This is a genomic window from uncultured Campylobacter sp. (assembly GCF_937996225.1).
In the GTDB taxonomy this organism is placed as follows: domain Bacteria; phylum Campylobacterota; class Campylobacteria; order Campylobacterales; family Campylobacteraceae; genus Campylobacter_B.
Window position 1 is genome coordinate 1 of the sequence record NZ_CALKTC010000072.1, and the last position, 25,172, is coordinate 25,172.

Consider the following 25,172-nt stretch of genomic DNA (forward strand, 5'->3'; position numbering starts at 1 on the left):
CCCACCAGCGTATATGGAAGGTATATAACGGCTATAGAGAATCAAGAAACTTATTTAGAAAGGTTATTTTTTAGCCTCAGTTTTATAAGATCTAATATCTTATATATCATTTTAATTTTTATATACATAGTTGCGATTAGCTATACCTTCTTGAGGAGGCAAAATTGTATATTATTGATTTTGATCGGATTGGTATTTACTTTGTATCTTATCAACCCGCCAGGCTATCTCATACTTAGGTATTTAAGTATCGCGTTGCCGCTTATGTTTTACATATGCATTTTTTTAATAGATAAATTAATGGTTTACAGACGATTTTATTTATTATCATTTGCCGTATTTGTATTTTTTTGTATAGGTTTTGTAAAGTGGATAGATAGGGCTGAGCAAAAAACATATTTGAATGATTTAACTCTAAATGATATATTATTAAAAGATTTGAGTTTAAAACTAAACCCAATACTTCAAAAGAATGATAAAATTTTAATATATGAAATACAGGGGCAATATTACATTGATGCTTATTGCATAAGCCTGGATTCTATTGTAGGATCCGATTTTTTAAATGTTAATATTAAAAAACAGAGCTTTTTAGATTTTTTAAATGCGAACCATGATATAAAATATATTGTTACCATGAATTCGTTCGATTATAGAAGAATTTATAAAGATATGTTTCTGTCTAAGCTATATTTGCATGATCTAAATAGCAATATGGGCGAAAGTATTAAATTCCATAATTACTTGTTTACAAAGATTTTGACAAATCCGAAATTTTTACAGGCTCCAATAACAGAATATACAAGTGAGGACTTAAATAGTAATAATAGTTATTTAAAGCTTTACAATGGCCAACACCCTATGTGGAATTCTGTATATAAAATAGAAGCTATAGATGAATAATATAGCTTTTTTTGATTTTGATGGAACTATTACGCGGAAAGATACTCTTTTTGATTTTTTGCGCTTTAGCTTTGGAAATTTTAGATTTGCTTTTGGCATATTTGTAATTGGCCCAATGCTTGTTGTATTTAAATTAAAAATTATTTCAAATACCAAGGTCAAGGAATATTTACTGTCTTGGTTTTTTAAAAATATATCTATAGAATCTTTTTTAGAGATGGCTAATTTATACTCATTAAATCGGATCGATAAAATAACTAGACAAAGTGCTATGCAAAAGATATCGTGGCACAAGAAACAAGGAGATACGGTAGTTATCGTATCTGCCTCGCCAAAATACTGGCTTGAGCCCTGGTGCGCAAAAAACGGTTTAGCGCTTTTGGCTACAAAGTTAGAAATTAAAAAAGGTGTTATAACTGGTAAAATATCGGGTCGAAATTGCTATGGTGATGAAAAGGCGAGGAGGATATCGGAGGCGTACGATTTGGAGAAATTTGATTATATTTATGCGTATGGTGATAGCATAGGCGATAGAGAGATGTTGGGTTTGGCTAATCATAAGTTCTATAAATTTTTTAAAGATTAACAAGCATTTATTGTAAAAAAGGTATATTGAAATGTATAAAATTATTTATTATCTTAAAAAAGCTAGATCAATGCCGCTTGATGAGTTGGCCATAAAAATAGCTAATAAAATTTTAAATATCGCAAAGAATAAATTTCAAAAAATGTGCGATGTGCTAGGCAATACTCACATAAATTTTAACGTTCCGATCATAAAAATTAGCTATATAAATATAAAAAATTTAGATATATTGAATATAAATCCCGATGTTGCCGATTACCTATCCAAAATGTACATCGAGCATAAATTTGATCTGCTCGGTAGCGGCTGGGTAAAAAATAGCTATGATAGCGCGGTGCTCGGGCTTGAGAGCTACAAATACGATATGAATGTCGCGGCGCCCGCGAATGTGCCAGAGGGCTACGAGCCGATCGATTGGCAAAAGGATTTTAAAAGCGGCTTTCGGTGGAGCGAGAAAAAATGGTACAAAGATCAGCGCATAGCCCATAAGCCCGGCAGCGATATAAAGGTGCCGTGGGAGCTTGCGAGGTTTCAGCACTTGCCGCAGCTTGCTATTTTTGCGATGGCGGATCCGAGTTTAAAAGAGCGAAATTTAAAGGAATTTAAAAACCAAATTTTAGATTTTATCCGCAATAATCCGCCTAGAATGGGCGTAAATTGGACCTGCACGATGGATGTGGGCATTAGGGTCGCCAATATGCTGGCGGCTTACGATATGTTTTGCCAGATGGACGGCGGCGGAATTTTAGATCAAAATTTCAAGCAGACCTTTTCAAATAGCGTCTATGAGCACGCTCTTCATATCGTAAATAATCTGGAATATTCGTCGCATCTTACGTCAAATCACTATCTAAGCGACATCGCAGGTCTGCTGCAAGCTTGCGCGTATTTGGATGGCGGCGGCGAGATAGACGCGTGGCTAGCATTTGCTATCCAAGAGATAACCTGTGAAATGAAAAAGGAATTTTACGAAGACGGCGGAAATTTTGAGAGCTCTACGAGTTACCACCGCCTAAGCGGCGAACTGATGGCGTATGCCGCGGCTTTGATACTGGGTCTAAAAAGCGATAAAATTTCATCTTTGCAAAATTACGATGTAAAGCTTTGGCGCAAAAAGCCGAAACTTTTACCGCCGGAGGAGCAGGAATTTAAAATTTTAAACGGACAAATAGCGCTGCCGCAGTGGTTTGTGGACAGGCTGTATAAAATCGGCAGGTTTACTGCCGACATTACAAAGCCAAACGGAGAAGTGCCGCAATTCGGCGATAACGACAGCGGCAGGCTTTTTAAATTTAGCCCAAACGGCGAGTTTTTGAGTAATGAACAGGCCGCGCGAAAATATCTAAATTTAAGCGGCTTTGGGGGTGGCGACGAGCCGTTTTGGGACGAAAATATCTTAAACCACTCCACGCTAATTAGCTGCATGGGCGGGATTTTTGACGATGAGATATTTAAAAACGATATGCGCTTTGAGAGGAGTTTTACGAGAGCTCTTGCGGGACGCACGCTGCAAGTAGGCGATAAAACATACAAAAGCCAGGTCGCTTTGGGCATAAAATTCGGCGAACTACCGTACCGAAAAAGCATGGAATTTAAAATTCCAAATTCGCAAGAGATTAAAAATCTATTTTATCCAGACAGCGGAATTTTTATCTTCAAATCCAGCAAATTTTACCTCGCTATCTGCGCTACGCCGCTTGGGCAAAATGATCACGGCGGACATACGCACAACGATAAGCTGGGCTACGAGCTGTGGATAGATGGCCGCGATATAGCGAGGGATCCCGGCACCTATCTTTATACGCCGCTCCCCGGCAGAAGAAATGAATTTCGAAGCGTCAAGGCTCACAACGTGCCGATCGTGGACGATTTGGAGCAAAATAGTTGGGGCGAGGGAGCGATAGGACTATTTGGAATGTTTGCAGAGTGTAGATGCGAAGTGGCGGATTTCGGAGAAAATTTTATAAGCCTAGCTGCAGAATACAAGGGCGTAAAAATTATTAGAAAATTTGAGATAAAAGAGGACAAATTGGAGATTGTCGATATGGCAAATAGGGAATTTTATTATAGTAAATTTGAGTTATATTCGAACGGATATGGGAAGTTGATGAAGATATGAATATTTTGTATATTTCTGATTCATATTTAAGTCTTTCGGTCTTTAAAAGTCAAGTCCACACAATTTGCAATTATCACTCAAAAAAACACAATGTTACGCTTATAGCCCTATGCAATATCCATGATATCAAACAAGAAAAACCGAAAGACGCTCTTTATAAGCTAATTAAGCTCTACCGTTATCCAAAAATGTTTATTCCGATAATTAATTGGTTTAGGGCATTTTCTTCAAAAAATATTTTAAATAAAATTTTAAATAGCGCAGATCTTATACACTGCAGAGGGCACGTCAGTTCGGCCTTTGCTATTAATTTATTAAAGATGCTTAAAATAGATAAGCCTATTATTGCAGATATCAGAGGCGTTATAGGCGAGGAGCTTTTAAATCGGGAAAAGCTACTGTCTAAATTTTATTGTACTCAGACGAAAATTATAGAGAGGTATGTTTTTAAATATTGTGATTACCTATTTTTTGTATCCCATAATATGCAAAAATACTATATGGACAAATACGGCTTTAAACAGCATAGTGCAGTATTTCCTACGATTGTAGACGAGAAGTTATTCTACGTTTCTTCTGAAAAAAGAAATATTATAAGAAAGCAGCTTAAAATATTTGAGAGATTGTGCTATGTCTATGTCGGTGGGGTTGATTATTGGCAAAATCTAGATAAAATTTTATTAAAATTTGATAAGATAAACAAAGAAAATAAAACAAAATTTTTCTTTATAGTTCTTACCAATAATAAACAGTGGGTATTTGATTTTTGTCATAAAAATAGTATTAAACTAGATAATTTTTACATTGATAGTCTCCCTTACGATAAGGTGCCTCTATATCTTAATGCCGCTGACTTTGGAGTCATTATAAGAAATGACGATCTTATAAATTTTGTCGCATCTCCAACGAAAATAAATGAATATTTGGCATGTGGACTTAAAATTATAAATGATTTAGACCAAATAGGCGTAAATCAAAAATTTTTAAATGTGGAGTATAGAGACATTGAAAGCATAATTAGCGAGCAGGATTCCATTTATTCTGCGCTTTTAATAGATAAAACTACTGAGATCAAAAAATGAAAATTTTATTTATCACGCTTAGAGCCGATCACAGCGGTGGGCCAAAACACGTTGATCTGCTTATAAATAATTTATCTAGCGAGATAGAGATATATCTTGCTTGTCCGCAAGATAAGCCCTACTATGATCTGTGGAGCAAGTCAAAAAAGGTTAAAGACATATTCATCTTACCGCATAGAAAATTTAGTGTAAAAAAACTCTTTGAACTGAATAAATTTATAAAAGATAACGATATAAAAATAATCCATTCTCACGGTAAGGGTGCAGGCATCTATTCGCGGATGCTTAAAATTTTAAATCCAAGGCTAAAAATAGTTCACACTTTACACGGCGTTCATATCGGAGAATACGGCTTTTTGAAAAAGAGTGCATATATTTTTTTGGAGCGGTTTTTAACGCTATTTACCGATAAATTTATAAATGTTTCAAATAGCGAAAATAGCCTTTGTTTAAAGCTTAGACTATTTAAAAAAAGTAAGTGTGAGATCGTATATAACGGCATAAAAGCTCTTTTGAAAGACGATAACGCCAAGATAAAATTTAATCTATCGGGAAAAAGGGTAGTTACGACTATTTCGAGATTTGATTATGCGAAAAATATGTCCTTGGCGTACGAGATAGCTAAAAATTTTAAAGACAGCCCAAACATCGTTTTTTTGTGGCTCGGAGACGGCGACGATAGGGCAAAATTTGAATCTATGGCGCAAAAAGACGGGGCAAATATAATCTTTACGGGCTTTACTGGCGAAGTGCCCGCGTATCTATCCATTACGGATATCTACCTGTCTACGTCCAAGTGGGAGGGGCTGCCTTATGCGCTCATAGAGGCGCAGTCGCTCGGTATCCCTATAGTGGCGACAAACGTCGTGGGAAATAACGAGGTTGTAGAAAACGGCAAAAGCGGGTTTTTGTTTGAGAACGCACAGCAAGCGTGCCAGGATATAGAAATTTTATTAAACGATGAGAAAATATACGGTAAAATGCAAGCCGAAGCGTTGCTAAATTTTAAAGATAAATTTGAAATCAGAGTCGCAATTGGCAAGATGGAACAAATTTATAAAGAGCTATCGCAAATAAACTATTAAGGAAAAGTGAATGGTGAATAAAAGTTTAAATTATGGACGACATATAATTGCAGATTTTGCCGGTAAAATAGGTCGCTATGAAAACGTACTGGATATCGGCGCGGGCAAGGGCGATGATTTGATGATATATAAAAGTAAATGCGAAAGTACAAAGCTTTTAGCGCTGGAAGGATATGAGCCAAATGTCTCAAGACTCGCTGAAAGGGGTATTGAAGTTTTTTCGCATAATCTTGAACATGACAAATTCCCTTTTGAGGATAAAAGCCTAGATGTTGTCAGCGCAAATCAAATTTTAGAGCATGTCAAAGAAATTTTTTGGATATTTCATGAAATTGCCCGTACATTAAAAATAGGTGGGTATTTCGTGCTAGCGGTTCCGAATTTAGCCAGCCTTCACAACAGAGCCTTGCTACTACTAGGCAGGCAGCCTACGCAGATACAAAATCACTCCGCGCACGTCAGAGGTTATACGAAGCCGGATTTAATGCAATTTATAAAAATTTGGGGAGGATTTGAGCTCGTAGATTTTCAAGGAAGCAACTTTTATCCGTTTCCGCCAATTATCGCTAAGCCTTTGGCTAGAATATTTCCACAAGCCGCTTGGAGCATCTTTTTGCTACTAAAAAAGACAAAAGAATATAACGACGAATTTATAAAATGGCCGATTGAAAAATCGCTGGAAACTAATTTTTATCTAGGTGAAAAATGAAAAAAGCCCTTATTCACGACTGGTTCAGCACCTATGCGGGCGCGGAGAAATGCATCGAGAGTTTTACGAATGTTTGGGACGATTTTGAAATTTATGGGCTCATTGACTTTCTGAGTGATGCCAACCGAGATAAAATTTTAAAAGGCAAGCGCGCCCATACGAGCTTTATCCAAAGGCTTCCTTTTGCAAAGGACAAATATCGCAACTACCTGCCGCTATTTCCGCTCGCGATTGAGCAGTTTGATCTAAGCGACTATGATGTCGTGCTATCCAGCTCGCATGCCGTCGCAAAGGGGGTTCTCACACACTCAAATCAACTCCACATCGCTTATGTACACACGCCGATCCGCTACGCGTGGGATCTGTATCATCAGTATTTGCGAGAAAGCGGGCTGGATCGCGGTTTAAAGGGCATGTTGGCGAAGTATTTTTTACATAAAATTAGGCTTTGGGATGCGAGCACCGCAAACCGCGTGGATCACTACGTCGCAAATAGCCGCTACATCGCGCGCCGTATCAAAAAAACCTACGGCAAGCCTAGCGACGTCATCTATCCGCCTGTGGACGTGGATAAATTTACTCTGCGCGAAGCCAAAGAGGAGTTTTACCTCACCGCCTCACGTATGGTTCCGTACAAAAAGATTGATCTTATCGTCGAGGCGTTTTCGCAGACGGATAAGAAGCTGCTCGTCATCGGCGATGGTCCCGATATGGCGAAAATCAAGTCAAAAGCGGGCAAAAATGTCGAACTTTTGGGCTTCGCAGATGATGAAACGATGGCGGATCTTATGGGGCGGGCTAAGGCATTTGTTTTTGCCGCAGAGGAGGACTTCGGCATTACGCCGGTGGAGGCGCAGGCATGCGGTACGCCGGTGATCTGCTTTGGGCGCGGTGGCGCTCGCGAGACGGTGCGCGATGGCGAGAGCGGGCTGTATTTTATGGAGCAAAACGCAAAGGAGCTGCTCGCCGCCGTAGCTAAATTTGAGCAAAATTATGATAAATTTGAGCCTACAAAAATCAGAGAAAATTCTTTAAAATTTTCGCGCGCGCGCTTTGAGGCCGAGATCAAAAGCTACGTCGAGAAAAAATATGAGGAATTTAAGGACGGATCAAATGACTAATATAATCCTAAGCGGGGGCAGCGGCACGAGGCTGTGGCCCATCAGCCGCACGCTTATGCCAAAGCAGTTCGTGCGCCTCTTTGACGATCGCTCGCTTTTTATGATGAGCTACGAGCGAAACTCCCCGCTATGCGAGCGCACGCTCGTCGTCTCGAACGAACAGCAGTATTTTTTGGCGCTTGATCAGCTTGAGGCCCTGGGCGCGCACGGCGTAAAATTTTTGCTCGAGCCCGTCGGCAGAAACACGGCTCCTGCGATCGCGCTTGCGTGTTTGAGCTTAAAGGCCGAGGAGGTCGTTTTCGTAACGCCGAGCGATCATCTAATTAGAGATGAGGCAGCGTATAAAAACAGCGTCTTGCGCGCACGCGAGCTTGCGAAACAGGGGTTTTTGGTGACGTTTGGTATCAAGCCCGCGGATGCAAATACGGGTTATGGCTATATCGAAGCTAGCGGCGAGGACGTGTTGAAATTTCACGAAAAACCTGAGCTTGCGGTAGCGCAAAGCTACATAGCGGCGGGGAATTTTTACTGGAACAGCGGCATGTTTATGTTCAAAGCGGGCGTATTTTTAGACGAACTAAAGGCGCAGAGCCCTGAAATTTATGAAGCCTGCGTTCGCGCGCACGAAAATTCTAACGCTGAAAATCCGATTAGAATTAAACTCCCCGATATGCAAGAGATTCCAGCAGATAGCATCGACTACGCGGTTATGGAGCGCACGGGCCTCGCTAAGGTCGTGTCTGCAGACATCGGCTGGAGCGATCTTGGAAGCTTTGATAGCTTAGACGCCGAGCTGCCTAAAGACGCGAACGGTAACACTGCAAGCGAGCAAAATATCACTCTAAATTCTAAAAACAATCTCATCATCGGTTCGGGTCGCACGATAGCCGCCATAGACGTCGAGGATCTCGCTATCGTCGATACCAAGGACGCCCTGCTCGTATGCAAAAAAGGCTCTACTCAAAAGGTAAAGCAGGTGGTAGAGCGGCTCGGAGATAGCGATCTGGCGCGCGTGCACGTAACGACGCACCGCCCATGGGGCAGCTACACGGTGCTCGAAGATGAGCGCGGCTACAAGATCAAGCGCATCGTCGTTAAACCCGGCAAGCGGTTATCGCTTCAGAAGCACTATCATCGCAACGAGCACTGGATCGTCGTTAGCGGCACTGCGACTGTGACCGTGGGCGAGCGGAATTTCTTGCTGCGCGAGAATGAATCGACGTTCATTAGGATGGGCGAGGCTCATCGCCTCGCAAACGAAGGCAAGATCCCCGTCGTGCTAATCGAAGCTCAAGTCGGCAGCTATACCGGCGAGGACGATATCGTGCGCCTGCAAGACGATTTTAATAGGAGCTAGGATGAAAAAGCAACTCTGCGTTTTGATAATCTTGGCGGTCGATATTTTCGGCATCTGGCTTTGCTTCGGGCTTGCCGTGGTACTTAAAAATTTGCTTTACGGCGATAATGTGCTGCTGGACGTCGGCAGGTATCAGGGCTTTGCGCCGTCCTATGTCATAATGATATTTCTATTTTTCTATCAGGGGATATATTTGAGGCGGTATGATTTTTGGCACGAGAGTAGAATTTTAGTGAGAAGCTGCTTTTTTGGGCTTTTACTCAGCCTTGCGTTGCTTGCTTTAATCAAAGTCAATTACGAATTTTCGCGTGCCAGCTTTATTCTGAGCTTTGCCTTTATGGCGGTGGTTTTGCCGATTTTTAAGCTCATAACGAAAAGGGAGCTTTTTAAATTTGGCCTATGGCAGAAGAGGGCGAAAATTTTAGGCGAGGGCGAGGAGTTTGAAAACGCCGTCTTAGAAAGCGCGTATTTAGGATATGTTAGAGCTCTTGGCAGCGATTACGACGTGTTGTTTATCGGCGGAAGCAGGCTTGGGGCGAAAGCCTTGAACGAGCTTATCGAGCATAATATCAGAAAGAACAAAGAAATTTTATTCACCCCCGTGCTGCGCTCATACGATTTTACGCAGGCAGATATTTATAGCGTTTTTGCCTCGCGTACCAGCCTCTTTGCGATACGAAATTCTCTGAAAGGCCCTTTAAATTTAGCGCTTAAACGCGGGCTTGATTTGGCGCTAATTTTCTTAGCACTTCCTTTGCTGGTACCGATTTTTGGCGTAATCGCGCTGATGATGAAGCTAAAAGAGCCCACGGGGCGCATATTTTTTTCGCACCAAAGGATGGGGTTTGGCGGCAAGCCATTTGGGTGTCTGAAATTCCGCTCGATGAAAGAAAACGGTGATGAAATTTTAGCTCAGTATCTAAAGCAAAATCCGCAAGAGGTGGAGTATTTTGAAAAATATCACAAATACGAGCACGATCCGCGCATCACGAAGCTGGGCGATTTTTTGCGCAAAAGCTCGCTCGATGAGCTTCCGCAGCTGATCAACGTCCTAAAGGGTGAAATGAGCATCGTAGGTCCTCGCCCATGCGCGCAATATGAGCGAAAGGATATGGGTGAATATGCAGATCTCATCCTAGCCGTAAAGCCCGGCATTACGGGGCTTTGGCAGGTGAGCGGGCGCAGCGATGTGGATTTTGCGACCAGGGCCGGCATGGATACGTGGTATATGAAAAACTGGTCGATTTGGAACGACATCGTTATTATCTTAAAAACCTTCAAAGTCGTTTTGGCGCGCGAAGGGGCAAGCTGATCGGTTATCGAGTCCTTAAGACGGGGTCTTTCTTTTGAGATAAATTTTAAATTTAATATGGGCGCTTCGACCAAGATATTAGGATCGCCCTGAGTTAAATTTTGCCACGATTTAAAATACATAACAATACAATTGCGCGGCAATAGCTAGGAATTTGCGGCGCAAAATTTGAAGTTTTAAAAAAAATTTCATCATATACCTGCGTAAAAATAGAGCTGCACAAAAATGGTGACGATTTAATATGCACGACCTTAAGATTGTGTAGTATCACGGGAAAAGTATTGGCGCAAATTATATTGCTTAAGCGTACATAAAAATGGCGCTACCCGATAAAATTTTACTCCTGATTTTTTACTTCTGCTTGAATACTGCAACGTAAAATTTACGCAAGGCGGATAAATTTTGCCCTTACTTTCGCGCCGACGCATTTTAAAATTTTAAATTGCCTATTTCGTAAAAGCTGCAGTTATTTTAAAATTTAGAGAATTTGCAGATAAAATTTTGATCTGTTTGGGGGATAGGGGGAGAGTGCTAAGAAATTCTAACGGCATTACCGACGAAGGAGAATTAAGCTCGCTTGCGGATAATAATATCAAAAGTATCGATCTAAACTACAAAGAGACAACGTTAGACGAGAATTCTAACACCGTAAAGTAAGGCTCTAAGGCTTCTCTTATCGATGAGCTGATCTACGAATGGGCTGGAGCAAGTGAAGCGGCTAAAGACTCACGGGGAATTTATAGCTGCTTAAGTAAGGTGGATATAGAATTCGCAAAAGCAACCAAATCAAAGATGAGAAGAGGACTGAGATTTTATAACAATCACTATCGACAGATTGCTTCGCTTGTAAACTTCACCCGCAATGACGAGAAAAGCAAAAAAAATGGAAGGATAAAATTTGGAAAATTTTGAAAACTGGAATAAAAATGTTAAAAAACGGGATTTAAACTCAAACGAAAACGCAAATTTAAACGATTTTAATCAAAGAGACTACGATAAAGAGCCGATAGTAATTAAAAATCCTTATGAATTTTTTCTTTCAAATTTATTCTTTTTTTCTCATTGCGGAACGGTGCTTGTTTTATTGGTTTATGCTGATTATATGGGGATTGCAAATGTTAGCAATATTTTTCTATGGGCTTTTTTTGGGCTTGGCGTTTTGCATATCGTAGCTACATTTTATTATTATATCATTAAAAACAAATGCGAAACCAAATTCACAAATAAAACGATAGAATTTATCATAAATGGGGAAGTTAGAAGGGTTAAAAATTTGATAGATTTAGAGCCTATTACAAGAAATTTTAAGCTTTCGTATTCTCTTGGAGTATATTTTCATTTGTTTCTATTTTTTTTGATTATTTTAATTTCAATTAGTGAAAAATCATTGCTATATGTTTTTATAATAATGGTCTATTATATACTTTGGTTTCTTTTAAATTTTTTATTTAAACTTATTTTTCATTTGATTTTAGGCGGAAAATTAAAAGATTTTTCGTTGTATCCAGCTATTGTTTTTGATTATCCGCAATATATTGGTGGACGCTTGTGGAGATTAGCTACAATTGATATGCGATTATATAGTGGAAAATTTCATATGGTTTATATAATTCATAAGCAAGATTATTTAGATTTACAAAAATATTTTTCTGATAAGAAACATATAAATTTAAATTTGGTTAAAAAGAAATTTTCAACCTAAAAAAGGAGAAAAACATGAGTAGAGAATTGGTTGCTAAACAAGAATTAGACAAAGCAGAAGTAAGACTTAGAAAAATAGTGATTTAGCCAGATAATTAACTGAGTTATTTAAAGATGCGCTTTCTGGTGCCAATATGTCTCTTGGTGGCTTAGAAAAATATGTAGAAACAAATGGCAAAAGATACGCAGAAATTGAATTAGAAAAACTAGACGATTATATCAAGAAAGTAGGATTAGCAAATGGTTTGGCTGGTATAGTCGATGATACAAGCTGACGGGTCAAAGTTTTGGGCATACTGTCGTGGGCGTAGCTGTGGATTTTGGGCTTATTGCAATTACTAAATTTATCCCTGTTGTCGGTTGGATAACATTATGGTATGACATGGGAAATTTATTAGATAAGTTGGATGGAAAATATTTGATTTACGTAAACAGGCACAAAATTTATGGGACAAAATAACGAGCGACGGACTATCAGATATTGATATGAACGCTTTGCAAAAAGGTATTCTAAAAGTAACAATGCCCGATAAAACAGCCTATGCAAGACCGCTATCACCTATATTTTTCCCATACGGAGTAACTCCAAGCGGACTTTTAACGGGCGACTACAAAGACGATGTTTTATTTGGCGGATATGGCGATGATACGCTAATGGGTAAAGGCGGCGGCGATTTACTAATAGGTGGATATGGAAATGATAGGACAAATTATAAAAGCTTCCAAAGAGTTTAACAAGCTTAAGAGCTACTATACATTTTTTAATATATAGTAGTTTCTCTTAAACTACCTGTATAATCTAGCGTTTTTAGCATTTGAAATTTTTTTGAAAAAATTTGAAAGAGCCGTAAAACAGGGCTTTTAAAAAAACCAAAAAACTAAAAATAGGGGGAAAATTTGATAGATGGTGTCCCGTGTAGGATTCGAACCTACGGCCGCCTGATTAAGAGTCAGATGCTCTACCAACTGAGCTAACGAGACAAGAACTATAATTGTAGTGATAAAAATATAAAAAACTGATTAAATTTTATAAAAATTTCGTTAAATTTCATAAAATTTTATTCGGTCTTTATATACCTAATAACTCATAAAAATTAAATAAAATATTTTAGTAAAGAATCAATAAATTTTCTTAAAAAATAACCTATACGTTTCGATTTCACATCTAAACGCTCTTGCACAAACCCAACGCAAAGCCAAAGCAAGAAGCCCCATAAACGGGGCTTGGCTCGATAATTTATTTTGCTTTTTTAGCCTTTTTGCTTCGCGTAGCCTTAGCATGAGTTCTAGGAGAGCGGTTTGAGATGATTGGCTTACCATCAGGGTATTTTTTCTGCACGTGATTTACAGGTATCGCCGCACTGCTGCTAGCGCCGTATTTCTCGCCGTTTGTAAAATACCTCCTCATCACTTCTTTCCATCTTTTTGCGTATTTATTCGCGCGCGGAGAATCGTTTAAGATATCCTCGTAGTCGTAAATTCTCTCATAGAAGTCGTTAGTTAGCTGATCGTCGATAGTTATTCTGCCGTTGTCGATCGATACGCCTAGGTATACACCTGTTTGCTCGCCCGGGCTTACCATCCATGCAGAAATATCAGGTAGATCGGTTGCGCGACCTGTTCTTCTACCTACGCCGCCCGCCGCAGCACCTACATTGATCTCAAGGGTGTCTGTGCCGGTAAAAATGTCTTGATATGACTTTGTAGTGTGGAATATCATAACAATGTCGCTCGTCTCGTAGCCTGCTTGCAAGCCCACGCCGTAGCCTTTATATTTGATAAAAATCGGTGAACTCCACTCGCCGTTCTCGCCTTTGACGCTAAAAATTCCATCGCCGTATTGTAGCGATGCGCCCGCAGCTAAACGTTTTACGTCGGTTAGTATTGCGACGGCTTTGGCGCTGGTTAGATAGCGTTCATCGGTACCGAAGTTATTGGCCGCTACGAAAGATCTGACGACGTTAGTCGCTGCCGTAACCTCTTGATTTGCCACGACGTCCGCGTGCAAAAAACTGCAAAGTGCAAAAGATGCTAGAAGCAAAAACTTTTTCATCATTTAATCCTTTTAAAATTGAATTTTCGTTATTATAACAGCAATTTCATTCTTTTTAGCTAATTTTTAACAAAAAATTGATGAAAAATAACGAATTTTGGAAAATTTATGAAATTTCTAGCTATTTTTGCACTTTTGGCGATCAAAATTTTCGCTTTAGACATAGTAAACGGTGACGTTATTATCTTAAAATTAGATAAAAGCACAACCGAGTTGAGCTTTGGCTCAAAGAAAATCCCTCTCATCGAGGCGCCAAATTCTAGCGATAAAATCGCCGTTTTAGCAGCGAATTACCGTGCTAAGGGAGATTTCGCGCTGCGGATAGTAGATCAAAGCGGCAGCCACGAGCAGATCGTCGCTTTGAAAAAGGGCGAGTATAAAAAAGAGGCTCTAAGTGTCGCTCCTGGTAAAGTTAAACCACCTAAAGAAGCCGCCGCGCGTATCAAAAAAGAGCTCGACGAAGCTAACGCGATCTATGCGATTACCACGCCGCGCTATCTTTTTTCCACGCCGTTTGAGCTGCCTTTAAACTCCAAAATAACCTCTGCGTTCGGCAATGCCCGCACCTTTAATGGCGAGCTTAAAAGCTATCACAGCGGCACCGATTATCGTGCCGCAGTAGGCACTGCGGTGCGCGCAGCCAATGACGGCGTCGTAGTCATCGCCAAAGATCGCTACTACGCCGGCGGTTCGGTCGTGATCGATCACGGCGGCGGCATTTATTCGCAGTACTATCATCTAAGCGAGATCAAAGTGGCGCTTGGCGATTACGTTCGCAAAGGCGATGAAATCGCGCTTTCGGGCGAGAGCGGTAGAGTCAGCGGCCCGCATCTGCACTTCGGCATCGCGATCAACGGCGTTAGCGTCAATCCGCTAAGCTTCGTCGCTAAATTCAACGAAGCAGTTTTTGGCGAGCGCTAAAATGCCCTACAATCCGAAGGAGTTGATGAAAAAAATTCTCGCAGGCAGCGATTTTAAGCTAAAAGGCTCGGTCAAAGGCCGCGTGCGCGTCGCGAGTAGGGACGGAGCGATCGTAAATTTTACCGCCGCGGACTTCGGCGTGCAGAGCCTAAGCGACAAAATTTCGCTCAGTGGCGAGCAGTTTGAGCGTTTTAGAGCTAGAATTTTTGGGATTTTAAACTCTGGCGGACGTGAGCTTGCAGGTAGGCTCACGCTCTCTTCTACGCCCAAAAAGAAAGCCCGCGCAGATCGTCTCCGCGCAGCGGATGGCTATGCGGAGTTTGACGGCGCCTGCGATTTTGGTAGCTTTTGCGAAGGAGATTCGGGCGCAGTTTCGCCCGAAGCTGGCGGCAGCTTGGCAAAGACTTCGTATACTACAAACGCAAGGCGCGGCGAGCGAGATTTTTCTGCGCGCAGCGCTCATAACGCGCAAGATTTTACTTCGCAGGCAGAATTTCAAGATGTTTCGCAAGCAGAATTTTATGGTGCGGCTCGGGCGGAATTTTGCGTAGATACCGCGTGGGATACGTCGTGCGAGAATTTAATTTCGCAAAATGACGCTGTGCAGAATGACATGAGCGTGGGGCTTGCTGCTAATTTCGAAGAGAGCGAAAATGCGAGGAGTAAAAATTTTATGCCGCAAAGCTCTGTGTCTGCGAATTCTGCCAAAGGGCAAAGCTTCATTCCTGCATCGCGAAATTTTATTTCCGCGCAAAGCTCTGCGCTCGTGAAAGATTCCGCATTTGAGGCGCAAAATTCTAATTTTATGGCGCAAACGGAGAATTTTGCAGCTGAAAATTCGTTTGTAGCAGAGCAGGGCGCGAACTTACGAAGTAAAAATTCTACGGCGCAAAGCTCTGCATCAAAAAATTCCACTTTCGCAAATTCTGCGCTTGATATAAAGTGCGCAAATGATTGTGGGCCTCAAGGCTCCGAGTTTTCTAAGGGGCAAATCGCGAATTCCGCTAGCTGCCGTGCCGCAAATTTTGCCTTAGAAAATGCCTCGGAATCCGCGCTTCAAGATGAGAATTTCGTCGGTGAGGATTCAATATTTTTGGCAAAAGGGCAAAATTACGCGCTAAAAAATTCCGACGAGCAAAATTTAGCACAGAAAATCTCCGCACAAGAGCGGCACCCTTCAAATTTGCCGCCGCAAGCGGGAAATAAATTTGTGCCCGAATTTGAGCAATCCGCGCAGTCTGCGTTAACGGGTGAGAATTCTACGTTTGCTTCTTCTATGGCGGAGGGGGCGCTTGGTGATGAGCCCGCGTCTGCTGCTTTTGGGAGCGAATCAACTTTTGCGACTAAGCCCGTAAATTTCTATGGCAAGCCTGCGCGCAAAGCGCCTGCGAAAGAGCGCGCGCGCCTGACGGGGCGTCCGCAGGCTCTGCCTATTGCAAGCACTTCGCGTCCTATCTCGCTACCGCAAGCGTCTAAAGCTAGGCTCATCGAGCTTAAGCCGCGTTTCATAGGCATCGCGCATAGGATTAAAATTTCGTTTTTGAAAAAGAGCGCGAGCGAGCCCGGCGAAGGGGTTTTGGCGCGCGTTCGTATTCCGCTTTTGATGGAGAATTTCGGTCTTAATGATATTTTGTCGTCCACGGCGAACTACCAAACGGCGAAAAAGATGGTGCGCACGATCGCCGATCTTTACATCGCTAAGGATCTGCGCGGCGTGCACATAGGCGTGCCGGTACGCCTTGAAATGGGCTTTAAAAGCGGTATCTCCGACGTCAGCAACCACGCCTTTATTTTCAAGCTCGTCGAGGACAGCCTCGTCAAAAACGGCGTCATTGACGATGATAACGCAGATATCGTGCGCGAGATCAAGCTTTTTAAGCAAGACGTTTTCGACGGGGTTTTGGTAAACATCGTACGGTTTGAGTAGAGGCTTTGCGGCGCCTTGCGTGTAAATTTTAAAAAATTCGCGTTACCGCATGAAATTCCATCGTTTTCGAGCTTTAGCTTGCACCGCAGCAAGCGCTTTTTAAAATTTTTTTGATCAAACCAGTAAAAATTTGAAAGGATTGAGATGCAAAAAGCCTTTTTTAATTCGCCCATTGGAATGCTTGAAATTTGGGATGATGAGATCGGGATCTGCAGTATCGACTGGGTCAAAAGCTCTGCCTGCAGCCCCAATGATGAGATCTTTAAAAAACACGACGCAGGGCTTAAATTCGGCTTTGTGCGTGCAGCGGATGATAAAGGACGCGATTTAAGGCCTAGCGATTTAAAAAAGAATTTGGCTCTTTGCACCGACGAGCTTAGCGCCTATTTTAGGGGCGAGCTTGAGAGCTTTGGCGTTAAACTGAGCCAAAATGGCACGCAGTTTCAAAAGTCCGTGTGGAGCGCGCTTTTAGATATCCCCTATGGCGAGGTCGTAACATACGGCGAGCTAGCCGCGGCTATCGGCAGACCGCGCGCAAGCCGAGCAGTAGGCAGCGCAAATGGCAAAAACAAGATCCCAATCATCGTGCCGTGCCACCGCGTCGTAGCTGCGGGCGGGCTCGGCGGATACAGCGGCGCGGGCGGCGTAGCGACCAAAGCGTGGCTACTAAACTTTGAAAGAGAAAATTTAGCCAAATTTGGCAAGTAAAATTCCGTTAAATTCTGCTTTGCAGGTACGGCGCTGATTTTAAAATTTCACCGCGTGACGCTGTGAAATTTCATAAAGCGATTTTGTAAATTTCTAGTTTTTGCGGCGACCAAGATAGTTGAAATTTTGCAAGAAGCGAAACTTGCTATGCTGACTTAAAGCCCTAATTTTAAATTTATCGCGCCTTAGACGCCTGCTATGAGCGGTTGAAATTTTTCGCAGTGATAAAATTTAGCCTCGCGAAATTCCGCTCTGAAATCCTTCGATAAATTTTCATCTTGCGTGCATTTAATGTAGCAGCGCGCGAGGCGGTAAAATTTTGCCGCTCCTTTTTGTGTAGATAGGCAAGGATAGCAAGGTTTTGTTGTGGAGTTTTGCAGAGGCTAAAAATTCTATGCTGCCGCGCTGCAAGGGTAAAATTCAACGCCGCCGTATTAAGGCAAAGTAAATTTTTAATTGCGCTTGCCGAGGTAGGGTAAAATTCCCGCAGAGGCGGTAACCGGGGCAGAATTTATCCCAGCGGTAACGTGACTAAGTAAAATTTTATAGATCCACGAAGCGGGCGGTATCCTGGGGGGCAGAAGCAGCATTGTCTTAGCCAAGCTTCTTGCGTAAGCAGCGGGCGCGTCAAAGATAAAATTTTTCACGGAGACGGCAAAGTACAGCAGTGTGCCGCTAGGGGCACCTAGCGAATATGAAATTTTGCGCGAAGAGAGCGAGGGAAATTTTGCGCAAAGATCGCGCTATTTGCTGAAATTCTCGCAGAAGCAGTATTTTTATAAAAAATCCTAATAGAGGCAGCGTTATCGTCGTCAAAACTCGCCTTCGAAGCGGCAATGTTTTACTGAAGCTTCTTGCGAAAGCGACGTTGCATAGCAAAGTAATTGTAAAAGCGGCAAGCGTACTGCAGATGAAATTCTTAACAAAAGTGGCATATCAGAGCGAAATCCCATTCAAAATCACGGCAGAGATAAAATTTGCCAAGCAACTACGAGCGAAAACCCCGGCAAATTCAGCAAAGTTTGGGTAGAACGCAGAATTTTATCAAATCTACGTAGCTTTGCCAAATCCCTAAATTAGTCGAAATTTTCTATCAGATCGCTAAAAATTTTAGCTAGATTTTCGACATCACTAATCTCTACTCGTTCGTTGATCTGATGGATCGTGTCGTTTCGCACGCCAAACTCCGCCGTCTCCACGCCAAACTCCGCGAAGTATCTCGCATCGCTCGTGCCGCCTGCGGTGTTTAGCTCGGCTGCTGCGCCGCAGATCTTCTGCACGCTAGCGCTTAGTTTTTGCACGATTTTGGAGTTTCGCTGAGTTAAAAAAGGCTTTGAGGAGCTTTTTAGCGCAAGGTGTAGCGACGCGCCTGCTCGCAGCTGCGCGGTGCAGCTCATTTCTAGCTTGCCGCAGGATTCGCTTTCGCTGCATAGCGCATCTTTAGCGTCCAGTTCAAATAACCTCAGTACGTAGTCTCGCACGTCCTCTAGCCCCAGCCCTACGCCACCGCGGACGTTAAACATCACGCGCACGTCCTTGGGTGTTACGTTTACTACCTGCGAACCGCCGCGAATGTCGGTGATGACTATCTTGGCTGGAGCGAAATCCTCGCTGCCCGCGTCCAGATCATGCCCCGCGAGGCTTGCGAGAACCGGCGCTAAAATGTGGACAGGATTGATGCATTTATCGGGGTAGGCTGCGTGCCCGCCGATGCCCGTGAGCGTGAGGACGCCGTTAATCGAGCCGCGACGGCCGATCTTAATGGTATCGCCGAAGCGCACTTCGCATGTAGGCTCCGCAACGACTGCGAAGTCGGGTAGGGCACCTTGCTCGCGCAATTTAGAAAGCATTTCGCGCGTGCCGTAGATGCCGTCACCCTCCTCATCGCTGGTTAGCAGCAGGCTTAGCGTGCCCTTAAAATCGCGTGCCGCCGCTAGCGCGCAGATCGCCGCTGCGATGCCGCTTTTCATATCCTGCGCGCCGCGCCCGTATAAAAAGCCCTCCGCTTCCACCGGCACAAACGGATCGCTCGCCCAGCCCTCGCCCGGCGGCACGACGTCGATGTGTCCGGCAAAGCACAGATGCGGACCCTGTCCGAAGCACTTGGTAAAAATCGCGTTAGTTACGCCGTTTAGCTCGAATCTATCCTCGCTAAAGTCTGCCAGCAGCATCGAGACGTAGTTGAAAGCTCCGTCGTCGCTAGGCGTGAGCGAGCGGAATTTGATGAGCTCTTTTAGAATTTCAATCGGTTTCATAAGCCTTCCTTCGGTTTAAATTTTAGCAAAAATTATAGCGTATAAAAGCTTTAGCGCAAAAAATACCAAAATAAACGCCGAGATATATGCAAATGCCCGCACTACTATGTTTGGAAGCTTGCTGCGAGCTAGATATATCGCAAGCGGAAAAAGCGTGATCCAAGCTAAGATTCCGCTTACAAGCCCCGCAAGGGCAAGCGCAAAATCTGCTCGCGCGGTGCTGGCAGAGACGCTGAGCCAAAATATAATGACGTATGGATTTAGTAAATTTATCAAAAAGCCTTTGCCGTAAAGCGCCGCGCCCGAGCAAGCCTCGACGCTTGCAGGCTGCACCGAGCGAGTCGCGCCATGCCAGATCGCGTACGCCGTGTAGAGCAAAAAGCACGCGCCAAATATCGATATGCAGTAAAAAACGATCGGGGTTTTGGCTAACTGCGATATGCCGAACGCCGATAGCGCCAGATAGAGCATATCCGCGCTCATGGCGCCGATGCCCAGGCACAGCGCCTTGGTGTAGCTTCGCAGCGCGTAGGACATTATCAGCACGTTTACCGGGCCAATCGGCACGCTAACGCCCAGACCCATCAAAACCCCTTGTACGAACGATTGCATCCTTTTGCTTGTACTCCCCAAACTGCTCTAAAATTTCGGCACGCGGCGCTGCGAAAAAACCTATGGACGCGGCTTTGCGAATAGATCGATGACGCACAGCTTCGCGAATGGATCAATCCTAAAATTCCGCGCGACCGCCGATCGGTTTTTAAATTTAACGCAATCGCCGCCGTAATGCGCCTTAAGCTTTAAAATTTTAACGCGTGCGTCGTAGCCCGCTCGGCTCTAAAATTTTTAACGTGTGCGCTTGCATGCGCCTCGACTTTGAAATTTTAACGAGCGATTCACATACACGCTCAGTCTCAAAATTTCAATATGAGCATTATGTGCTTGAAATTTATACGAGCATTCATGCGGTGGACCCGCTCACTAGACTTCAAATTTAGTTTTTAAATTTTAACGCACGGATCGTGGTTTAAATTTACGGCTTGAATTTTGCGAGGCAAAATCCGCCGTCTCGCTAAGTTTGCAAGCTAAATTTCGCAAGGCGAAATTTAAACTAGCAAAGATTGGCGACGAACGGCGGCTCGCGCAAGTCGGTAATTTTAATCGCGTAAATTTAAAGATCGCGGCGGCAAAATTTAGCTCGCCGAAATTTTATTTTGCGTAATTTCACCTTTCTGCGCTCATAAATGGCTCATGATCGCGGCTAAAATTTCGCGAAGTAAAATTCGCACCTTAAAATTTTATCCGCAAATTTTAAAAACCCAGTCGCGGCGCTTTAAATTTAGCCGCACGCCCGCAATTTGGCTACGCTCGCATTTTAAATTTTATCGCCCGCCACAGACAAAACCTGCACGCAAAACAGACGCACCACAAAACCTGCATGCAGAGCAAACCCCGCCGCAAGGCTAACGCGCCGTAAATTTTATCGTTTCGAAGCGGGGCAAATTCTGTGCTACAAAGCAAAACCTGCGCGCCGCCGGATTAAATTTACGTCGCAGAGCGAATTCCGCGCCGCAACCATCTTCGTGAAAAGCCCGCGAGGCAAGGGCTTTAAGTAGCTTGCTTAGTAAAATTCTGCGATCGCAATAGCTAAATTTAAAACGAAAAATCCCCCGTCGCGCCGTGCGACATGCTCTCATAGACCGCTTTGACGTATTTGTCGCGCACCGCGCAATCTAGCAGCTTCTCGCACTCCAGGCAGCTGGTGAGGTTGTGCTCTGCCTGGCACGCCTGCAGCGCAGTTAAGCTTTTATCCAAAATTTCGTCGTAAACGTCGCGCGGCGCGGCGACCTCGGTATCAGCCATCAGTTTTTCCCGCCGTAAATTTCATGCATCTTCGCGATCTCGTACTTCGAGCCGAAGAAACAAGGGCTGCTTTGGTGGATTTTTTCAATCTTAAGATCCAAAAGAGAGCCGTTCGCGCCGTCGCTAGTGGCGCCTCCAGCGCGCTCGAATATGAACGCAAACGGCAGCACTTCGAAAGTTACGCGAAGCTTGCCGTGCGGATGATCGCTAGTGGCGGGGTAGCTGAAAAGTCCGCCGCCTTTTAATAAAATTTGATGCAGATCGCTTACCATCGCGCCGCTGTATCGCAGACGGTAGCCCTCATCAAACAGCACCCGCACGAGCTTTCGGTGCGGTTCGCTCCAGCCCTTTTGCGTCGCACCGGTGGCGTTTAGTTTGCCTTTTTGCTGTAGGCGCAGGTCTTTTACGAAGCTAAATTTGCCCTCGCGATTTAGGCGGTAGAGCTTCGGCGCGTCCTCGCAAACGACCATCTCAAGGCGCGGCCCGTAGATGCAATAGATCGCCGCTTTTAAGCTTGCGGGCGAAATTTCATCCTCGTAGATGCCGAAAATCGAGCCCACGGCGAAATTTACGTCCACCAAGCTCGAGCCGTCAAGCGGATCATAGGCGATGATTAGGCGCGCGTCCTTTCGAAGCTCTAGCGCCTCCTCTTTCTCCTCGCTGATTAGGGCGCGTACGAGCGGATTTTCGCGAAATTCCGCCTCGATTATGGCGTCGCTTTTTACGTCGAGTTTGAGCTGCGTATCGCCCGTGCTGTTGTGATGATCTGTGTAGCCGAAGTCCGCGTATTTCAGCTCCTCGGCGATTTGTAGCGCGATATTTTGGATTGATTTTACGATCTCTTGCATTTTATTCCTTTACATTTTTTTGGCGTTTTTTAAGATCCATTCGCTAATGCCCGCAGCGTCGTTGATGTCGAAATTTACGCGGCAAAATTTATCCATCTGCTCGCCGCTTAAATTTGAAGCGATCGCGTCCGAAAATGGCAGATACGCCGGATCGATCTTGTCGCGAAATAGGCTTATGCGCGGCAGCGGCAGCGTCTTTAACCCTTCTACGAGCAAGATATCAAACTCGCCTAGCATCCGCACGACCTCGTCAATCTGCATACAGCGCTGCGAAAAATAGCTCGTTCGCGTCGGGCTCATCACGACGGTTTCGGCGCCGAGCTCGCTAAATTTGGCGCTGTCTTTGCCCTCTACGTCAAAGCGCGCCTTATCGCCCGGATCGTGCTTTACGATCGCGATCCGCAGCCCGCTAGCGATAAAAATTTTAGCGATCTTGCAGATTAGCGTCGTTTTGCCGCTGTTGGAAGGGCCTGAAAATGCGATAACAAGTCTTTTCATTTTTAAAATCCGGCTTTTTAAGATGAGCAGATTGTAGCGAATTTAGCCTTTTAAAAAGCAAAATTCGTTAAAATGCGCCTAAAATTTCAAAGGAAAATCGATGAAGAAATTTGATTTTGGCGGCGCGCTAAACGGCCTGCTGAAGGGCTCGCTCTTAGCCGCGTTAGCGCTATTTTTAAGCTCCTGCTCCGCAAACGATCCCCGTCACGATCCGCTTAAAAACGAGTTTTTGGCCTACACGCAAAAATTTGAATCGGTGCGCGCGGGCGATCGCTATTTGGCAGTGGCGACCTATCTAAATCCCGTCGCGCCCGAGCTTAGAAACGCCGCGGAGGACGAGGTGTTTTTGCTCACCTCCTATCCTAAAGAGATTCAGATCCGCGCGGTGCAGATCAACGGCGCAAACGCAAACGTAACGCCGCTGCACGACGGTGATCCGCTTTTGCAAAAGGAGCTTTTTAAGATCGCGTGGGCGAGCCGCTACAAGATCACCGCGCCTAAGAGCGATAAGGACGAGCTGGTGCTTAGCTACCGCACCTCAAATGGTCTGGGTGCCACGATGAAATTTCGTAAAATTTCAAAGTCGCTGTATTGGCAGCCGCAGATCGATCTGAAAGATTAAAGGAGAGAGGGTGGGTTACGACATAAGCTATCACGCGATCGGCAAAGATGAAATTTCGCAGTGGTATTTTAAGCCGCTAAAGCTCGCGCAGAGGGGAGATTTTGAGGCTATCGCCCAAATCGCTCGCGAAGCGGGGGTGGATGAATTTTATGTAGAAAAATACGCGGACGGCTTCCGCTCGGCGCTGCAGTACGGCACAGGGGGCATTTTTAATAAAACGCACGGATTTCACCTCGCCGTGGCGCAGGGCTATTTTAGAGAGTATTTTTACACGCGCGGCACGGCGTTTAGCTTTTTGGCGGCGCAAAGCTTTAAATTTAAACCCTATATAAGCGATTGGCGCGAGGTTTTGCCGAAGGAATTTTTAGCGGAATTTAGCGGCGAAATTCATAACGAGATCGTCGAAAACTACTGCTGCGGCGCGTATCTTGGCGCCGATAACGTGCAGAAACTGCTGCGCGATTATGAAGCGGACGGCAAGATAAAAGAGGCGATAGATGAGTTTTACGCGCAGAATTTGCCCGTGTTTTTAAAGGCGCTAAATTCTGCCGCAGAGCTTGGAGTAGGGCTGCTTGAGGCTACCGAAGTGGTTGAGCCCAATCCGATCGATCTAAATAAGTCCGAGTCGTTTTCAAATCTTTTTAATTGCGATACTCAGGGCGCGCTGATCTACGCGGAAATCGCCGCGCAGCAGATCGGCGAGGCGATAGAGCGAGATAAGACAGGCGGAGGAGATACTACGGGCGGAGAGAATTTTGCCTTGCGCGGCGCCAATGCAACGAGCGACGGCACAATGAAAGAAAGCGGCGAGAATTCCGTCCCGTGCATCGGCGATACGATAGAAGACGGCGGCGAGAATTCTGCCGCAGAAGATCATGAAGACGAAACCTCCGCGGGCGGAAAGAAGTCGCTTTTCGGCAAGATCAAAGGGCTTTTCAAATAGAAATTTGATTGATAAATTTAAAAGGGCTTGCGGAGTCGCGCGATTTAAATCGCGATTAAATCATCTCGCGCTCGCAGGCTCCGCGCCGTTAAATTTAACTAAAACGGCGCAGTCGGCAAGCGTAAATTTAAAATTTAAAGCTTGCCAAAATTTAAACGGCGAGCTGCATATCCGAAGTTACGAAATTTTAAGGCGTCGCAAACAAGCAAACAAGCTGCAAAGCGGCTAAATTTAAACTTGTCGCAGCCTTTGCGGCGGATAAGCTGCGGATAGGTTATATGTTTAAATTCCATAACCAAAAGCGCCCGATTTTGATTTCATGTCACTTAAAATTATACGTTCGGGCGCTAATTTGATCGCTCACAAAACGCCGCGATAAAATTTCAATAAATTTTAGATTTTAAAGCTCGTCGCCCCAGAAATAAAGCTCGAAAAAAGCAAGTGCAAAGATAAAAAACAATATCAGCGCCGCGCCGCCCGCTCGGACGTAGCTCTCGTCCCCTACGCCGAATTGCACGCAATAGACAAACGCCATAAAAGACAAGCAAGCCACTAAATT

The 25,172-nt window shown here is 44.0% G+C and carries 26 protein-coding genes and 1 tRNA gene; 19 read left to right on the top strand and 8 right to left on the bottom strand.

Features of this window, described 5'->3' with window-relative positions:
• From Q0174_RS08205 to Q0174_RS08265, 13 genes are all read left to right on the top strand, one after another.
• Positions 1-903, top strand: a 903-nt coding sequence (locus Q0174_RS08205) for a hypothetical protein (RefSeq protein WP_298043202.1), incomplete at its 5' end; no start/stop codon positions are given.
• Positions 896-1,489, top strand: a complete 594-nt coding sequence (locus Q0174_RS08210) for an HAD family hydrolase (protein ID WP_298043203.1) — start codon at positions 896-898, stop codon at positions 1,487-1,489. The genes Q0174_RS08205 and Q0174_RS08210, both read left to right, overlap by 8 nt.
• Before the next feature lie 31 nt (positions 1,490-1,520).
• Complete coding sequence (locus Q0174_RS08215) at positions 1,521-3,608, top strand: alginate lyase family protein (protein WP_298043204.1); 2,088 nt, start codon at positions 1,521-1,523, stop codon at positions 3,606-3,608.
• Complete coding sequence (locus tag Q0174_RS08220; protein WP_298043206.1) at positions 3,605-4,690, top strand: glycosyltransferase; 1,086 nt, start codon at positions 3,605-3,607, stop codon at positions 4,688-4,690. The genes Q0174_RS08215 and Q0174_RS08220 overlap by 4 nt, the downstream gene beginning before the upstream one ends.
• Positions 4,687-5,775: a glycosyltransferase gene (locus tag Q0174_RS08225; RefSeq protein ID WP_298043207.1), complete on the top strand. Its 1,089-nt coding sequence runs from the start codon at positions 4,687-4,689 to the stop codon at positions 5,773-5,775. Before Q0174_RS08220 ends, Q0174_RS08225 begins: the two co-directional genes overlap by 4 nt.
• Positions 5,776-5,785: 10 nt before the next feature.
• Entirely contained in the window at positions 5,786-6,484 is a 699-nt protein-coding gene (locus tag Q0174_RS08230; RefSeq protein ID WP_298043209.1) for a class I SAM-dependent methyltransferase, read from the top strand.
• Positions 6,481-7,605 carry a glycosyltransferase family 4 protein gene (locus tag Q0174_RS08235; RefSeq protein WP_298043211.1) on the top strand — a complete coding sequence of 375 codons (1,125 nt, stop codon included), beginning with the start codon at positions 6,481-6,483 and terminating at the stop codon, positions 7,603-7,605. Before Q0174_RS08230 ends, Q0174_RS08235 begins: the two co-directional genes overlap by 4 nt.
• Positions 7,598-8,962 (top strand): mannose-1-phosphate guanylyltransferase/mannose-6-phosphate isomerase, encoded by a 1,365-nt coding sequence (locus tag Q0174_RS08240; protein WP_298043213.1) that lies wholly within the window; start codon positions 7,598-7,600, stop codon positions 8,960-8,962. Before Q0174_RS08235 ends, Q0174_RS08240 begins: the two co-directional genes overlap by 8 nt.
• 1 nt (position 8,963) lies before the next feature.
• Positions 8,964-10,274 carry a sugar transferase gene (locus tag Q0174_RS08245; protein ID WP_298043214.1) on the top strand — a complete coding sequence of 437 codons (1,311 nt, stop codon included), beginning with the start codon at positions 8,964-8,966 and terminating at the stop codon, positions 10,272-10,274.
• Positions 10,275-10,802: 528 nt separating this feature from the next.
• On the top strand, positions 10,803-10,931 hold the full coding sequence (locus Q0174_RS08250; protein WP_298043215.1) for a hypothetical protein: 129 nt from the start codon (positions 10,803-10,805) through the stop codon (positions 10,929-10,931).
• A gap of 241 nt (positions 10,932-11,172) precedes the next feature.
• Positions 11,173-11,976, top strand: coding sequence for a hypothetical protein (locus Q0174_RS08255; protein ID WP_298043217.1), 804 nt, complete (start codon positions 11,173-11,175; stop codon positions 11,974-11,976).
• Between the two features lie 133 nt (positions 11,977-12,109).
• Complete coding sequence (locus tag Q0174_RS08260) at positions 12,110-12,250, top strand: hypothetical protein (RefSeq protein WP_298043219.1); 141 nt, start codon at positions 12,110-12,112, stop codon at positions 12,248-12,250.
• A gap of 247 nt (positions 12,251-12,497) precedes the next feature.
• Positions 12,498-12,710 carry a hypothetical protein gene (locus tag Q0174_RS08265; protein ID WP_298043221.1) on the top strand — a complete coding sequence of 71 codons (213 nt, stop codon included), beginning with the start codon at positions 12,498-12,500 and terminating at the stop codon, positions 12,708-12,710.
• Positions 12,711-12,880: 170 nt separating this feature from the next.
• On the opposite strand, the gene Q0174_RS08270 is transcribed toward Q0174_RS08265, so the two are convergent.
• Together Q0174_RS08270 and Q0174_RS08275 are read right to left on the bottom strand one after the other, a co-directional pair.
• A tRNA-Lys gene (locus Q0174_RS08270) sits at positions 12,881-12,956 on the bottom strand.
• A gap of 256 nt (positions 12,957-13,212) precedes the next feature.
• Positions 13,213-14,028: a lipid-binding SYLF domain-containing protein gene (locus Q0174_RS08275; protein ID WP_298043222.1), complete on the bottom strand. Its 816-nt coding sequence runs from the start codon at positions 14,026-14,028 to the stop codon at positions 13,213-13,215.
• A gap of 108 nt (positions 14,029-14,136) precedes the next feature.
• On the opposite strand from Q0174_RS08275, the gene Q0174_RS08280 reads away from it, so the two are divergent.
• The 3 genes from Q0174_RS08280 to Q0174_RS08290 all read left to right on the top strand — a co-directional run bounded on the left by Q0174_RS08280 (position 14,137) and on the right by Q0174_RS08290 (position 17,584).
• Complete coding sequence (locus Q0174_RS08280; RefSeq protein WP_298043224.1) at positions 14,137-14,949, top strand: M23 family metallopeptidase; 813 nt, start codon at positions 14,137-14,139, stop codon at positions 14,947-14,949.
• A gap of 25 nt (positions 14,950-14,974) precedes the next feature.
• Complete coding sequence (locus tag Q0174_RS08285; protein ID WP_298043226.1) at positions 14,975-16,876, top strand: hypothetical protein; 1,902 nt, start codon at positions 14,975-14,977, stop codon at positions 16,874-16,876.
• Between the two features lie 144 nt (positions 16,877-17,020).
• The gene (locus tag Q0174_RS08290) at positions 17,021-17,584 is read left to right on the top strand and encodes a methylated-DNA--[protein]-cysteine S-methyltransferase (protein WP_298043228.1); all 564 of its coding nucleotides are present in this window, start codon (positions 17,021-17,023) and stop codon (positions 17,582-17,584) included.
• Positions 17,585-18,036: 452 nt separating this feature from the next.
• Here Q0174_RS08290 and Q0174_RS08295 read toward each other — a convergent pair whose 3' ends face one another.
• From Q0174_RS08295 to mobB, 6 genes are all read right to left on the bottom strand, one after another.
• Complete coding sequence (locus Q0174_RS08295) at positions 18,037-18,231, bottom strand: hypothetical protein (protein ID WP_298043230.1); 195 nt, start codon at positions 18,229-18,231, stop codon at positions 18,037-18,039.
• A gap of 429 nt (positions 18,232-18,660) precedes the next feature.
• A complete protein-coding gene (gene dapE, locus Q0174_RS08300) occupies positions 18,661-19,839 on the bottom strand; it encodes a succinyl-diaminopimelate desuccinylase (protein WP_298043232.1) in 1,179 nt (392 codons plus the stop codon).
• A gap of 15 nt (positions 19,840-19,854) precedes the next feature.
• The gene (locus tag Q0174_RS08305) at positions 19,855-20,451 is read right to left on the bottom strand and encodes a LysE family translocator (protein WP_298043234.1); all 597 of its coding nucleotides are present in this window, start codon (positions 20,449-20,451) and stop codon (positions 19,855-19,857) included.
• Between the two features lie 1,041 nt (positions 20,452-21,492).
• Positions 21,493-21,702 (bottom strand): hypothetical protein, encoded by a 210-nt coding sequence (locus tag Q0174_RS08310; RefSeq protein ID WP_298043235.1) that lies wholly within the window; start codon positions 21,700-21,702, stop codon positions 21,493-21,495.
• On the bottom strand, positions 21,702-22,550 hold the full coding sequence (locus tag Q0174_RS08315) for a class 1 fructose-bisphosphatase (protein ID WP_298043236.1): 849 nt from the start codon (positions 22,548-22,550) through the stop codon (positions 21,702-21,704). Before Q0174_RS08315 ends, Q0174_RS08310 begins: the two co-directional genes overlap by 1 nt.
• Before the next feature lie 9 nt (positions 22,551-22,559).
• A complete protein-coding gene (mobB, locus tag Q0174_RS08320) occupies positions 22,560-23,048 on the bottom strand; it encodes a molybdopterin-guanine dinucleotide biosynthesis protein B (protein WP_177387733.1) in 489 nt (162 codons plus the stop codon).
• A 100-nt stretch (positions 23,049-23,148) separates the two neighbouring features.
• Here mobB and Q0174_RS08325 point away from each other — a divergent pair, with 100 nt between their 5' ends.
• Genes Q0174_RS08325 through Q0174_RS08335 form a run of 3 tightly spaced genes read left to right on the top strand, consistent with a single transcriptional unit; the run spans position 23,149 to position 24,842 of the window.
• Positions 23,149-23,670, top strand: a complete 522-nt coding sequence (locus tag Q0174_RS08325; RefSeq protein WP_298043237.1) for a hypothetical protein — start codon at positions 23,149-23,151, stop codon at positions 23,668-23,670.
• A 10-nt stretch (positions 23,671-23,680) separates the two neighbouring features.
• Positions 23,681-24,613: a hypothetical protein gene (locus Q0174_RS08330; RefSeq protein WP_298043238.1), complete on the top strand. Its 933-nt coding sequence runs from the start codon at positions 23,681-23,683 to the stop codon at positions 24,611-24,613.
• Positions 24,614-24,617: 4 nt separating this feature from the next.
• Positions 24,618-24,842, top strand: a complete 225-nt coding sequence (locus Q0174_RS08335; protein ID WP_298043239.1) for a hypothetical protein — start codon at positions 24,618-24,620, stop codon at positions 24,840-24,842.
• Positions 24,843-25,172 lie beyond the last annotated feature (330 nt).

What these genes read in the sequence shown, in the direction of transcription:
- Q0174_RS08245 (WP_298043214.1), top strand. Translation starts at nt 8,964, where the DNA reads ATGAAAAAGCAACTCTGCGTTTTGATAATCTTGGCGGTCGATATTTTC.
- Q0174_RS08315 (WP_298043236.1), bottom strand. Translation starts at nt 22,550, where the DNA reads ATGCAAGAGATCGTAAAATCAATCCAAAATATCGCGCTACAAATCGCC.
- Q0174_RS08220 (WP_298043206.1), top strand. Translation starts at nt 3,605, where the DNA reads ATGAATATTTTGTATATTTCTGATTCATATTTAAGTCTTTCGGTCTTT.
- Q0174_RS08325 (WP_298043237.1), top strand. Translation starts at nt 23,149, where the DNA reads ATGAAGAAATTTGATTTTGGCGGCGCGCTAAACGGCCTGCTGAAGGGC.
- mobB (WP_177387733.1), bottom strand. Translation starts at nt 23,048, where the DNA reads ATGAAAAGACTTGTTATCGCATTTTCAGGCCCTTCCAACAGCGGCAAA.
- Q0174_RS08240 (WP_298043213.1), top strand. Translation starts at nt 7,598, where the DNA reads ATGACTAATATAATCCTAAGCGGGGGCAGCGGCACGAGGCTGTGGCCC.
- Q0174_RS08265 (WP_298043221.1), top strand. Translation starts at nt 12,498, where the DNA reads ATGCCCGATAAAACAGCCTATGCAAGACCGCTATCACCTATATTTTTC.
- Q0174_RS08230 (WP_298043209.1), top strand. Translation starts at nt 5,786, where the DNA reads ATGGTGAATAAAAGTTTAAATTATGGACGACATATAATTGCAGATTTT.
- Q0174_RS08310 (WP_298043235.1), bottom strand. Translation starts at nt 21,702, where the DNA reads ATGGCTGATACCGAGGTCGCCGCGCCGCGCGACGTTTACGACGAAATT.
- Q0174_RS08290 (WP_298043228.1), top strand. Translation starts at nt 17,021, where the DNA reads ATGCAAAAAGCCTTTTTTAATTCGCCCATTGGAATGCTTGAAATTTGG.
- Q0174_RS08235 (WP_298043211.1), top strand. Translation starts at nt 6,481, where the DNA reads ATGAAAAAAGCCCTTATTCACGACTGGTTCAGCACCTATGCGGGCGCG.
- Q0174_RS08285 (WP_298043226.1), top strand. Translation starts at nt 14,975, where the DNA reads ATGAAAAAAATTCTCGCAGGCAGCGATTTTAAGCTAAAAGGCTCGGTC.
- Q0174_RS08275 (WP_298043222.1), bottom strand. Translation starts at nt 14,028, where the DNA reads ATGAAAAAGTTTTTGCTTCTAGCATCTTTTGCACTTTGCAGTTTTTTG.
- Q0174_RS08260 (WP_298043219.1), top strand. Translation starts at nt 12,110, where the DNA reads ATGTCTCTTGGTGGCTTAGAAAAATATGTAGAAACAAATGGCAAAAGA.
- Q0174_RS08225 (WP_298043207.1), top strand. Translation starts at nt 4,687, where the DNA reads ATGAAAATTTTATTTATCACGCTTAGAGCCGATCACAGCGGTGGGCCA.
- Q0174_RS08215 (WP_298043204.1), top strand. Translation starts at nt 1,521, where the DNA reads ATGTATAAAATTATTTATTATCTTAAAAAAGCTAGATCAATGCCGCTT.
- Q0174_RS08305 (WP_298043234.1), bottom strand. Translation starts at nt 20,451, where the DNA reads ATGCAATCGTTCGTACAAGGGGTTTTGATGGGTCTGGGCGTTAGCGTG.
- Q0174_RS08280 (WP_298043224.1), top strand. Translation starts at nt 14,137, where the DNA reads ATGAAATTTCTAGCTATTTTTGCACTTTTGGCGATCAAAATTTTCGCT.
- Q0174_RS08210 (WP_298043203.1), top strand. Translation starts at nt 896, where the DNA reads ATGAATAATATAGCTTTTTTTGATTTTGATGGAACTATTACGCGGAAA.
- dapE (WP_298043232.1), bottom strand. Translation starts at nt 19,839, where the DNA reads ATGAAACCGATTGAAATTCTAAAAGAGCTCATCAAATTCCGCTCGCTC.